Here is a 12282-nt window from a genome sequence, read left to right as displayed (position 1 = left end):
TACAAAGTCCTCCATAGCAAAGCCCGTACCACACTGGACGCCGAACTGATCGGGCGACAGGTCAATAGCAAAACTTGTACCCTTGCGACATCTTCTTAACGGATCAACCGGGCGCGCACTCCAATCACGCACTTAATGAGAGCGCCCGCACATATTTGGAGCAGCCATGACCGAGCCCTTGATTCTTCAGCCTGTTAAGCCCGCAGACGCCTGCGTGATCTGGCTGCACGGCCTGGGTGCCGACCGCTACGACTTTCTGCCAGTGGCCGAAGCGTTGCAGGAAAGCCTGTTGAGCACGCGCTTCGTTCTGCCCCAGGCGCCGACCCGCCCGGTCACCATTAATGGCGGATATGCCATGCCGAGCTGGTACGACATCAAGGCCATGAGCCCGGCCCGGGCGATCGATCGTGATGAGTTGGAAGCGTCGGCGGATCGCATCATTGAATTGATCGAAGAACAGCGCGCCAGCGGAATAGACGCCTCGCGGATTTTCCTCGCCGGTTTCTCCCAGGGTGGCGCGGTGGTTTTTCACACCGCTTTCTTGAAATGGCAGGGACCGTTGGGTGGCGTACTGGCACTGTCGACGTATGCGCCGACGTTCAGCGAAGAATTGGAGTTGTCTGCCAGCCAGCAGCGCATTCCGGTCCTGTCGTTGCACGGTCAGTTCGACAACGTGGTGCAGAACTCCATGGGACGTACCGCCTATGAGTATCTGAAGGCCCATGGTGTCACCGTGACATGGCAGGAATACCCAATGGAGCACGAAGTGTTACCCGAAGAAATCCGCGACATCGGTGTGTGGTTGAGCGAGCGCCTGCGTTGATCGCGCCGGCTGTTTTCAGCCACGGCAACAGCCTTTGATCCCTCCCACTACGCCGCGCCCGATTCTTGCATTACACTGGCCGGCGTACATTCCTTAATCAATTGATGAGATGACCGTGCTCAAAGCACTCAAGAAGATGTTCGGTAAAAGCGAGGCTGAGCAGCTCGCGCCAGTTCCCAGTGCGCCGTCGCACGCCCCCGGCCATCGCAGCGATGCCCGCCAGGCCGACCGCCCCGCTACCGTAGCGGCTCCGAAACAAGAGGCAAAACCGGCCGCCGTCGCCACTCCAGCGGCTGCTCCAGTCGCCGAAAGCGCCAGCAGCGAAGCACCGAAACCGGCCAGACCACGCCGCGAACCCAAGCCCAAGGCCGCGGTTATCCCGTGGAAACTCGAAGACTTCGTCGTCGAGCCTCAGGAAGGCAAAACCCGCTTCCACGATTTCAAGCTCTCCCCGGAACTGATGCACGCCATCCAGGACCTGGGGTTCCCGTATTGCACGCCGATCCAGGCGCAGGTGCTGGGTTTCACCCTCGCCGGCAAAGACGCCATCGGCCGCGCGCAGACCGGCACCGGCAAGACCGCCGCATTCCTGATCTCGATCATCACCCAACTGCTGCAAACGCCGCCGCCGAAAGAGCGCTACATGGGTGAACCCCGTGCGCTGATCATCGCGCCGACCCGTGAGCTGGTGGTGCAGATCGCCAAGGACGCCGCCGACCTGACCAAGTACACCGGCCTCAACGTCATGACGTTTGTGGGCGGCATGGACTTCGACAAGCAGCTCAAGCACCTCGAAGCACGCCACTGCGACATCCTCGTCGCGACCCCGGGCCGTCTGCTCGACTTCAACCAGCGCGGCGATGTGCACCTGGACATGGTCGAAGTGATGGTGCTGGACGAAGCCGACCGTATGCTCGACATGGGTTTCATCCCGCAAGTACGGCAGATCATTCGTCAGACCCCGCCGAAGTCCGAGCGCCAGACCCTGCTGTTCTCGGCGACCTTCACCGAAGACGTGATGAACCTCGCCAAGCAATGGACCACCGACCCGTCGATCGTCGAGATCGAGTCGCAGAACGTCGCCAACGAAAACGTCGAGCAGCACATCTATGCGGTGGCCGGCGCTGACAAATACAAACTGCTCTACAACCTGGTCAACGATAACGGCTGGGAGCGGGTGATCGTGTTTGCCAACCGCAAGGACGAAGTGCGCCGTATCGAAGAACGTCTGGTGCGCGATGGCATCAACGCCGCGCAACTGTCCGGCGATGTGCCGCAGCACAAGCGCATCAAGACCCTGGAAGGCTTCCGCGAAGGCAAGATTCGCGTGCTGGTGGCCACCGATGTTGCCGGTCGCGGCATCCACATCGACGGCATCAGCCATGTGATCAACTTCACCCTGCCGGAAGTCCCGGACGACTACGTGCACCGCATCGGCCGCACCGGTCGTGCTGGCGCCGATGGTGTATCGATCAGCTTCGCCGGTGAAGACGACTCCTACCAGTTGCCGTCCATCGAAGAGAAGCTCGGTCGCAAGATCAGCTGTGAAACGCCGCCGACGCATCTGCTGCGAGCGGTTGAGCGCAAGCGTCCGCAGTAAGCGACGCTATAAAGAGAAAGCGCAGCCGGCAACGGACTGCGCTTTTTTTTCGCCCGGCGTTTCAACAGGTGCTTGCGAGAGACAACTAAAAGTCCATAATGGACAAATTAGTTTAGATTTTGTCTTCGGAGCCTGCCATGTCCAGTACGCCCTACGTGATCAACCACATCCAGGCCCGCGAGCTGTTGGCGCGCATCGACGTACCGCAAATCCTGCGCAAGCTGTTCCGCGATCTCGCCGCTGGCCATGCTGTACAGCCGGCGCAGCAACTGGTGGAATTCCCGCAGGGCGCCGGCGACTTCATCAATTACCTGGGTGTGCTGGCCAAGGACGGTGTGTATGGGGTGAAGACTTCGCCGTACATCGTTCGCGAGCAAAGCCCGCTAGTGACCGCGTGGACGCTGCTGATGTCGATGAAAACCGGCCAGCCGTTGCTGCTCTGTGATGCCGGAGAACTGACCACAGCGCGTACTGCCGCGACTACCGCAGTGGCAGTCGATGCTCTCGCTCCGATAAATGCCAAACGACTGGCGATCATCGGCAGCGGCAAGGTTGCCCAAGCGCATCTGCATTACGTGAAAAGCTTGCGCGACTGGCAGAGCATCAGCGTCTATTCGCCGAGCTTGTTGGAAGATGCCGAAACCCAGGCACTCCTGAAAGCCATGGCTCCCGACCTGACCATTGCGCCCAGCCGCGAAGCCGCTGTCACCGATGCCGACGTGATCATGCTCTGCACTTCATCCGCAGGGCCGGTGATCGATCCTGCCGCATTGAGCAAACCGGCACTGATCACCTCGATCAGCACCAACGCCCCGCGCGCTCATGAAGTACCACCGCAGAGCCTCAACGACATGCAGGTGTTCTGCGACTATCGTCTGACCACGCCGGGGTCGGCGGGGGAGATGCTGATTGCCGCCGAGCAGCACGGCTGGAGCAAGGACTCGATCGTTGGCGATCTGGCGGATCTGCTCAGTGAAAAAGTGCAGCGCCCCGATTACCACCGTCATGTATTTTTCCGATCGATCGGTCTGGGTCTGGAAGACATCGCTTTGGCCAATGCGGTTTATCACTTGACCAACTAACACCACAAATTCCCTGTAGGAGTGAGCCTGCTCGCGATAGCGGTTTTACATTCAACATTATCGTTGACTGATATACCGCTATCGCGAGCAGGCTCACTCCTACAGGAGATCGCGAACTCCTCAATATTGCGTACCCACCGGAGACCTTCATGAGCCAGGCAGATTTCATCATCATCGGCGGCGGAATTGCCGGCGCCTCCACCGGTTTCTGGCTGTCGCCGCACGGCAAAGTGATCGTGCTCGAACGTGAGTCGCACCCGGCCTATCACTCCACCGGACGCTCCGCCGCGCTGTTCACTGCCGCGTACGGCACGCCGCAAGTGCGCGCACTGACACAGGCCAGTCGCGAGTTTTTCGATCATCCGCCAGCCGGGTTCTGCGAGCACCCGCTGCTGACCCCACGCGGCGAAATGACCGTGGATTTCACCGGGGATGCCGCCGAACTGAACAACCAATACCTCAGCGCCAAAGCCACGGTGCCGGAGATGCAATTACTCACAGCCGACGAAGCCTGCGCCCGAATGCCGATCCTGCGCCGGGAAAAAGTCCACGGTGCAATCTACGACCCGAGCGCCAGCGACATCGACACCGATGCCCTGCATCAGGGCTACTTGCGTGGCATTCGCCGCAATAACGGCGAAGTGCATACCGATTGTCAGGTGCTTGGGCTGAGCCGCGACGCTGAAGGCCACTGGCAGGTGCAAACCAACGGCCAGACCTTCAGCGCCCCGGTGATCATCAACGCCGCCGGGGCCTGGGCCGACAAGGTCGGTGAAATGGCCGGCGCGAAATCCCTGGGCCTGCAACCGAAACGCCGCGCCGCGTTCATCTTCGCCGGGCCCGAAGGCGTCGACATTCACCGCTGGCCGATGCTGGTCAGCCTCGACGAGTCGTTCTACATGAAGCCCGACGCCGGCATGTTCCTCGGCTCGCCGGCCAACGCCGACCCGGTCGAGCCCCACGACGTGCAGCCTGAAGAACTGGACATCGCCATGGGCATCTACCAGATCGAAGAAGCCACCACGCTGACCATCCGCCGCCCGACCCGCAGCTGGGCCGGTCTGCGCAGTTTCGTCGCCGACGGTGACTTGCTCAGCGGTTTTGATCCGCAAGTACCGGGACTGTTCTGGGTCGCGGCGCAGGGTGGTTATGGCATTCAGACGTCACCGGCGATGGGCCAGGCCAGTGCGGCGCTGGTGCGCGGCCAGCCGCTGCCCGAACAACTGCGCCAGTTCGGTCTGAGCAGCGCCATGCTCTCCCCTGCCCGTCTCGCCTGATCGTCCATCCGGATGACGCGCCCAACGGATTGCGGCAAACTCGCAGCGCCCCCTTTTCATGGGGGCGTTGACGCTGCCTGGAGCTCCACTGTCATGACCGCCCCCGAATTCGATCCGGCCCTGGATAACTTCCGCGCCATCGCCGATGCCATCGCCACACTGTTTTTCCCCCACGCCGAAGTGGTGCTGCATGACTTGCGCACGCAGAAGGTCGATTACATTGCCAACAACCTGTCCAAGCGCGAGATCGGCGACGAGTCATCACTGGAGGACATGCTCAGCGAGGATGTCAGCGACAGGAACATCGGCCCGTACGAAAAGCTCAACTGGGACGGTCAGAAAATCCGCAGCCTGAGCACCGTGCTGCGCGACCGCGAAGGTCTGCCGCTGGCGGTGTTGTGCATCAATCTGAATATTTCGCTGTTCGAAAATGCCAAGGCTGCGCTGGATCTGTTTCTCTCACCGAGCAAACTGATCCCGCAGCCGGATTCACTGTTTCGCGATGACTGGCAGGAGCGCATCAACACGTTCCTGCACGCCTGGCTGCGCGAGCGGCAACTGAGCCTGAATCTGCTGACCCGCGATCACAAACGCGAACTGGTGCTGGCGCTGCACGCCGAAGGCGCGTTCAAGGGCAAAAGCGCCTCGAACTATGTGGCCAATGTGCTGAATATGGGGCGGGCGACGGTGTACAAACATTTGAAGGAATTGAAGGGCTGAAGATTTGCGGTGATTGAACCGGCCCCATCGCTGGCAAGCCAGCTCCCACAGGTTTAGCGGTGTACACAAACGCTGTGTACGAATCGATCAATGTGGGAGCTGGCTTGCCAGCGATAGCGGACTATCAGTCGCCGTAAATGTCGGACTTGAAATACTTCTCGGAAATCTTCTGATATTCGCCACTCGCGCGAATGCCATCGATCGCGCCATTCAACTGGCTGACCAGCTCGGCATTGCCCTTGCGCACCGCAATCCCCGCGCCCTCGCCCACGTACTTCGGATCCTTCAATTCAGGCCCGACAAACGCATAGCCTTTGCCACGCGGCATCGACAGGAAGTCATTCAGCGGAATCGTGTCGGCAAAGATCGCATCAAGCCGCCCCGCCGCCAGATCCATGTAGATTTCTTCGTTGTTACTGTAGCGCTTGACGTTGATGCCCTTGGGCTCAAACACCTCGGTGGCGTATCGATCGGTGGTGGTCGCACGCTGCACACCGACGTTCTTGCCCTTGAGGCTGGCGTACTGGTCATCGACCGTGGCGCCTTCCTTCATCACCAGTCGCGACGAGGTGAAGTAGTACTTGTGGGTGAAATCCACCGACTTCTTGCGATCTTCGTTGATGGTCATCGACGACAGCGCCATGTCGATTTTCTTCACTTTCAGGGAAGGAATCAGGCCATCAAACTCACCTTCGACCCACACACACTTGACCTTCATCTGCGCGCACAGGGCATTGCCGATGTCGTAGTCGAAACCGACGATTTCTCCTTTGTCGGTTTTCGAGGCGAACGGTGGGTAGGCGGCTTCGATGCCGATGCGCAGGGTTTGCTCGGCGGCGAACACGCTGGCGGATGCCAACAGGCTGAGGGCCAGACCGGTGATGAGGGGGAGTTTCTTCATGTTCGTTCTCTCGCGGGTTGTTGTTGGTTTGGCAAGATGAAGAAGAGCAGCTGGGAGCGGTGAGCTACGAGCGGCAGGACTGAAGCTTTTTTTGTACTTGGAAATCCATATTGGACTTATAGGTACAAGTCGTCAATTAGTGAGAAGAGAGTGTCTGCGAGGTTTCATGTGTTGCAGAAGGCCTCATCGCTGGCAAGCCAGCTCCCACAGGGTTCGGTGGTGCACACAGAATTTGTGCTCGACGCAGAACACTGTGGGAGCTGGCTTGCCAGCGATGGCTGACTTGAGGGCGCTACAGGACTTTATTTGTTCCAGCGATCCGCAGCGGCATGATCACTGTCCCGCCCTTCGACCCAACGCGGCCCATCGCTGGTGTTTTCTTTTTTCCAGAATGGCGCACGGGTTTTCAGGTAATCCATGACGAAGGCGCAGGCGTCGAACGCAGCCTGGCGATGGGCGCTGGCGGCGCCGACGAACACGATCGGCTCGCCCGGTTCTAACGCGCCGATGCGGTGCAGCACTTCCAGCTTCAACAATGGCCAGCGCTGTTCGGCCTCCACGGCAATCTTGCCCAGCGCTTTCTCGGTCATGCCCGGATAGTGTTCGAGGAACATCCCCGCGACATCCAGCCCGTCATTGAAGTCGCGCACGTAGCCGACAAAACTCACCACCGCGCCGACGCCGACATTGGCCGCGTGCATCGCGTTGACTTCAGCGCCCGGATCGAACGACGTGGCCTGCACACGAATCGCCATGGCTCAGCCTCCGGTCACGGTAGGGAAAAACGCCACTTCGTCGCCATCGACCACCGGTTCGTCGAGCTGACAAAGGTCTTCGTTGCGTGCGCACATCAGGTTCTGCTCGCTCAATACCTCGGCGCCATCGCGTTGCGCCAGCAGCGCACGCACATCGTCGACGGTGGCGAAATCGCCTTCCACCGCAACCGAGTCCACGCCCAGCGCTTCACGGTAACGGGCGAAAAACTTTACCGTCAGGTTCATGGCTGCTCCGCCTGAAAGTGCCCGCTCTTGCCGCCAACCTTCTCCAGCAGGCGCACACTTTCGATGGTCATGCCGCGATCCACGGCTTTGCACATGTCGTAGATAGTCAGGGCGGCGACGCTGGCGGCGGTCAGCGCCTCCATCTCGACGCCGGTCTGCCCGGACAATTTGCAGCGGGCGACGATGCGCACGGTGTCGTCGCCGTCCGCGCTGAGTTCGACTTTGACCCCGGTGAGCATCAGTGGGTGACACAGAGGAATCAGATCGCTGGTTTTCTTCGCCGCTTGAATGCCGGCAATACGCGCCACGGCGAACACATCGCCCTTGGGATGGCCGCCGCTGACGATCATCTGCAGCGTTTCGGGGAGCATGCGCACCAGCGCTTGGGCCGTCGCTTCACGGAACGTCACGGCTTTTTCGGTGACGTCGACCATGTTGGCGCGACCTTGGGAATCGAGATGAGTCAGCACGGGATTACTCCTGATCAGGAGCGGGGATTGTAAACCTGCGGGTCAAATTTCCGCACGTTTGATTGCAAGATCACATTGAACCCTGTGGGAGCGTGGCTTGCCCGCGATGGGATCCACGCGTTATGTCTGAAGCACCGCGGTGTCTGCATCGCGGGCAAGCCACGCTCCCACAGGGTTTGCACTCATCCATAAAAAACCGGGCGACCTGTGAAGGCCGCCCGGTTTGGATGGAGCTGTTACAGATGCGATTCGGCGTATTCGGCCAGAATCGAGCGAGGCACCCCTTGCAGGGTGATGTGCACACCGTTGGGGAAATCCTTGAAGCGTTCAGTCAGGTAGGTCAGCCCGGAACTGGTCGCGGACAGGTAAGGGGTGTCTATCTGCGCCAGGTTGCCCAAGCACACCACTTTGGAACCGGCACCGGCACGGGTGATGATGGTTTTCATCTGGTGCGGCGTGAGGTTCTGACATTCGTCGATCAGGATCAGGCTCTGCTGGAAGCTGCGCCCACGAATGTAGTTGAGCGATTTGAACTGCAGCGGCACTTTGCTGAGGATGTAGTCGACGCTGCCATGGGTGTTTTCGTCATCCATGTGCAAGGCTTCGAGGTTGTCGGTGATGGCGCCCAGCCAAGGCTCCATTTTTTCCGCTTCGGTGCCGGGCAGGAAGCCGATCTCTTGGTCGAGGCCCTGCACGCTGCGGGTGGCGATGATGCGGCGATAACGCTTGCTGACCATGGTCTGCTCGATGGCAGCGGCCAGCGCCAGAATGGTTTTGCCGGAGCCTGCGGCACCCGACAGGTTGACCAGGTGAATGTCCGGATCGAGCAATGCATACAGCGCCAGGCTCTGATAGATGTCGCGCGGCTTGAGCCCCCACGCTTCCTGATGCAGCAGCGGTTCCTGATGCAGGTCGAGGATCAGCAAACGGTCTTCTTCAATCTCCTTGATCCAGCCCACGAAGCCCTGTTCATCAATGATGAATTCGTTGATGTGCACCGCTGGCAGGTTGTCGATCAATTGCACCTGGTGCCAGGTGCGGCCGTGGTCCTGACGGGTTTCGACCTTGCTCACACGGTCCCAGAAAGAGCCGGTCATGTTGTGGTAGCCGTTGGGCAACAGGGACACGTCATCGACCAGTTGGTCGGTGCTGTAGTCCTCGGCATCGATGCCGCAGGCGCGCGCCTTGAGGCGCATGTTGATGTCTTTGGTGACCAGCACCACCGGTTTTTTCGGTTCGCGAGTGTGCAGGTCGATCAGTTGGTTGATGATTTTGTTGTCGTTCAGATGCTCGGGCAGAATCAGGTTCGACTCAGCCTGCTTGCTCATCAGAATTGACAGCAAGCCCTTAGGCCCGCCCTTGCCGCGCTGGATCGGCACACCCAGTTCGACGTCTTCCGGGGAAGCATCGCCCAAGGTCTTGTCGATCAGCCGGATGGCCTGACGGCATTCGGCGGCCACGCTGTGATGCCCGCTCTTGAGCTTGTCCAGCTCCTCAAGCACGGTCATCGGGATCGCGACGTGGTGTTCTTCGAAATTCAGCAGGGCGTTTGGATCGTGAATCAATACGTTGGTATCGAGTACATAAAGGATTGGCTGGTTGGAAGAAGGGCTACGTCCGTGATCATCCATACTCGGTCACCTTTGTCAGAGCCAGTAGACGCAATACCTGAGCGGTGCTGCGCCTCGAAGTGACTGCCGAAATCTCACCTGCGGAGATTCAAGTGACTGCAAACAAATGGGTCTTGGGAGACGCCACCTGTGTTGCAGGTTTCGGCGGTCTGTCTTCGTAATACTCCAAAACCCATGACATAAAAAAGCACTTTGACGGTTTTTTTAAGTTTATTTTGCAAAGTGACGAAAAGCCCTTGGCGGACCGCCCTGCCCCCGTTAGAGTCGGAAGTCCGCCTGCATCGAATTCCCTGACAAAATCGCCCCAAGCCCAATGTTTCCGGGCTTTCTGCGTTTCTCAGCGAAACGCGTCCTGACAGTCTTCCCAACCGATCCCGCTTTGCGCGGTTTGCGTGATCAGCCACGGCATCGCCGTCTTCACTGCATCCTGTTTCATGTTGAAATTGATCACCCCGTGACGCCACAACAGCATCAGGGTCAGCACCCGTTGCCCGCTCTGGGGCCCCTTGAGCTTGCCGGCGCCGTCTTGGGCATCGATGTCCCACAACGCCACTTGCAGGCCCTGGGTGTTGAAGAAACCTTGCGCATCGCTACGACGCTGGCCATCCGGCGGACGAAACAGTGGTACGTAGTTCTCCGGCAGTTTGTTCTTCACCAGATCAGCGCTGCGCCGCACCGAATCCTGCCAGTCCTGCCAGTGGCTGTGGGAGCGGAACTCCCAACCCTGCACACCCACGCATTGTTGCGAGAACGCCGCTTGCAGGCTGCTTGCCGAACGGTCGGCCAGACGTGCCTGGATATCCTTGCCCAACATGAAGAAAGTGCCGCTCATGTTCGACTTGCGCAGATACTCAGTGAGCCAGTCGGCGTTGTCCGGTTGCGCGTTGGCAGCGCTGTCGAATGTCAGCACAAACAGTCGGTCATGCATCTCGTCGCCGTTGCGCTCATAGTCGCCGAAACGATCGATTTCACTGCTGGTCTGCGGGAACAGCGCCGCCTTGCGCAGCAGTTCGTCGAGGTACTGCAAATGGAAGATCCGGCTCGGCTCGGCCCACTTGGTGTAATAACTGTCGTCGCTGACCACGAACTTGGCGGCCTGCTCGCGCAGGGTCGGCAGGTCTTCGACGAGGAAGCAGAACGAGGCGTCCTGATCGCAGCTCTGCTGGGCGAAGTTGTAGTTGGCCAGCAGGCGCTGCCAGAGGCGTTCGCGCAGGCTGTTGATCGCGTCGATATTGATCGTGCGCAGCCCCAGACGCTGGGCCAAAGCGGCCTCGTCCATCGACTCGGTACCGAGCAGGCCTCGGGCGAACATGAGGATTTCTGCCCGGGAAGCGACGTCGAACAGCGTCGGGCTGGTCAGTTGCTCCGGCCAGGTGCTGCGATCCAGCGTCGCCACATCGCCCGGCGCCGCCACGGCACCGAAGCTCAACAGCCACGCGGTGAATAAAAGAACAATGCGCAAAAGGGATGTCTCCATAACAAAACCCGCGCGGCACTATAGCTGATCCTGCCTCATTCCCCTTAGCCACGGATGATCGTTCCCACGCTCTGCGTGTTAACGCCTCCCCGGACGCTCCGCGTCCAGCTCGACGGTGACGCGGAGCGTCACAGGCGGCATTCCCACGCAGAGCGTGGGAACGATCATCGCCAAGCCGTCGATCACCTATGGGCTTGATAGCTGGAGTCATCAAGGACAACCCCCTAGAATCGCCCCCACGATTAAAGGAGACGACTTCATGCTGATGGTGATTTCCCCCGCCAAGACCCTCGATTACGAAACGCCGCCGGCGACCCAGCGCTTCACCCAGCCGCAATACCTCGACCATTCGCAGGAATTGATCCAGCAATTGCGCGACCTGACGCCGGCGCAAATCAGCGAGCTGATGCACGTCTCCGACAAGATCGGCGGGCTCAACGCCGCACGGTTCGGCAGCTGGACCCCGGCGTTCACCCCGGAAAACGCCAAGCAGGCGCTGCTCGCATTCAAGGGCGATGTCTACACCGGTCTCGACGCGCAATCCTTCAGCGAAGCGAACTTCGATTACGCGCAAAAACACCTGCGCATGCTCTCCGGCCTCTATGGCCTGCTGCGTCCGCTGGATTTGATGCAACCGTATCGCCTGGAAATGGGCACCAAACTGGCCAATGCCCGTGGCAAGGACTTGTATGCCTTCTGGGGCACGCGCATCAGTGAATGGCTGAACGAAGCACTGGCCGATCAGGGCGACGATGTGCTGCTCAACCTGGCGTCCAACGAATACTTTTCGGCGGTCAAGCGCACTGCCCTGAACGCGCGGATCATCAATGCCGACTTCAAGGATCTGAAGAATGGTCAGTACAAGATCATCAGCTTCTACGCGAAGAAAGCCCGTGGCCTGATGAGCCGCTTCGTGATCCAGGAAAAAATCAACGATCCCGCCCTGCTCAAGCAGTTCGATGTACAGGGTTATCGCTACAGCGCCGAACAATCGAAACCGGACAACCTGGTGTTTCTGCGCGACCACGCCCCGGAATAAAGCATGCCCATTGCACGACTCTTTGTTTAAAGAGTCGTGCAGCTCGCACGATGTCAAAAATCCCTCGCCTGTTTTCGCCATTTTAATGGCGCCAAAAAACCTCACCTGTCCTTTCTAATATTAGTTTCACTCGACACTGATCATTTTTTTCAGTAGTGGCACGTAAATTTTTTCGCAGTAGTGGCACAAAACTATCTACCGCGATTATTCGCCTACATATAAAGGGCGAAAACGAAAGTGCTATCAAATTGAGACCAGTGC

12 protein-coding genes are annotated in these 12282 nt (G+C 59.2%); 6 read left to right on the top strand and 6 right to left on the bottom strand.

What is annotated here, in order from left to right; translation table 11 throughout:
* The first annotated feature begins 166 nt into the window (after window positions 1–166).
* The 5 genes from ACVVH8_RS05195 (at window position 167) to ACVVH8_RS05175 (ending at window position 5502) form a co-directional block, all read left to right on the top strand.
* The gene (locus ACVVH8_RS05195) at window positions 167–823 is read left to right on the top strand and encodes an alpha/beta hydrolase (protein WP_103305206.1); all 657 of its coding nucleotides are present in this window, start codon (window positions 167–169) and stop codon (window positions 821–823) included.
* Window positions 824–932: 109 nt separating this feature from the next.
* Window positions 933–2423, top strand: a complete 1491-nt coding sequence (gene rhlB, locus ACVVH8_RS05190) for an ATP-dependent RNA helicase RhlB (RefSeq protein ID WP_103305205.1) — start codon at window positions 933–935, stop codon at window positions 2421–2423.
* Window positions 2424–2560: 137 nt separating this feature from the next.
* Entirely contained in the window at window positions 2561–3505 is a 945-nt protein-coding gene (locus tag ACVVH8_RS05185; protein WP_475228860.1) for an ornithine cyclodeaminase family protein, read from the top strand.
* Window positions 3506–3654: 149 nt separating this feature from the next.
* Window positions 3655–4782 carry an NAD(P)/FAD-dependent oxidoreductase gene (locus tag ACVVH8_RS05180; protein ID WP_475228857.1) on the top strand — a complete coding sequence of 376 codons (1128 nt, stop codon included), beginning with the start codon at window positions 3655–3657 and terminating at the stop codon, window positions 4780–4782.
* Window positions 4783–4875: 93 nt separating this feature from the next.
* Window positions 4876–5502, top strand: a complete 627-nt coding sequence (locus ACVVH8_RS05175) for a helix-turn-helix transcriptional regulator (protein WP_103305202.1) — start codon at window positions 4876–4878, stop codon at window positions 5500–5502.
* Between the two features lie 124 nt (window positions 5503–5626).
* On the opposite strand, the gene ACVVH8_RS05170 is transcribed toward ACVVH8_RS05175, so the two are convergent.
* The 6 genes from ACVVH8_RS05170 to ACVVH8_RS05145 all read right to left on the bottom strand — a co-directional run bounded on the left by ACVVH8_RS05170 (window position 5627) and on the right by ACVVH8_RS05145 (window position 10967).
* Complete coding sequence (locus tag ACVVH8_RS05170) at window positions 5627–6403, bottom strand: ABC transporter substrate-binding protein (RefSeq protein ID WP_007914314.1); 777 nt, start codon at window positions 6401–6403, stop codon at window positions 5627–5629.
* 302 nt (window positions 6404–6705) lie between these two features.
* Complete coding sequence (moaE, locus tag ACVVH8_RS05165; RefSeq protein WP_213027630.1) at window positions 6706–7158, bottom strand: molybdopterin synthase catalytic subunit MoaE; 453 nt, start codon at window positions 7156–7158, stop codon at window positions 6706–6708.
* A 3-nt stretch (window positions 7159–7161) separates the two neighbouring features.
* Entirely contained in the window at window positions 7162–7404 is a 243-nt protein-coding gene (locus ACVVH8_RS05160; RefSeq protein ID WP_103305200.1) for a MoaD/ThiS family protein, read from the bottom strand.
* A complete protein-coding gene (moaC, locus tag ACVVH8_RS05155; RefSeq protein WP_093437022.1) occupies window positions 7401–7874 on the bottom strand; it encodes a cyclic pyranopterin monophosphate synthase MoaC in 474 nt (157 codons plus the stop codon). The genes ACVVH8_RS05160 and moaC overlap by 4 nt, the downstream gene beginning before the upstream one ends.
* A 236-nt stretch (window positions 7875–8110) precedes the next feature.
* Window positions 8111–9505: a PhoH family protein gene (locus tag ACVVH8_RS05150; protein ID WP_103305199.1), complete on the bottom strand. Its 1395-nt coding sequence runs from the start codon at window positions 9503–9505 to the stop codon at window positions 8111–8113.
* A 337-nt stretch (window positions 9506–9842) separates the two neighbouring features.
* The gene (locus ACVVH8_RS05145; protein WP_475228855.1) at window positions 9843–10967 is read right to left on the bottom strand and encodes a polysaccharide deacetylase family protein; all 1125 of its coding nucleotides are present in this window, start codon (window positions 10965–10967) and stop codon (window positions 9843–9845) included.
* Window positions 10968–11241: 274 nt separating this feature from the next.
* On the opposite strand from ACVVH8_RS05145, the gene yaaA reads away from it, so the two are divergent.
* Window positions 11242–12021 (top strand): peroxide stress protein YaaA, encoded by a 780-nt coding sequence (gene yaaA, locus ACVVH8_RS05140; protein ID WP_401304076.1) that lies wholly within the window; start codon window positions 11242–11244, stop codon window positions 12019–12021.
* Window positions 12022–12282: the final 261 nt, after the last annotated feature.

This window comes from Pseudomonas trutticola BRTCR10 (assembly GCF_056155105.1).
Note: the sequence above shows the minus strand (reverse complement) of the source record. Positions and strands in the feature narration are given on the sequence as shown.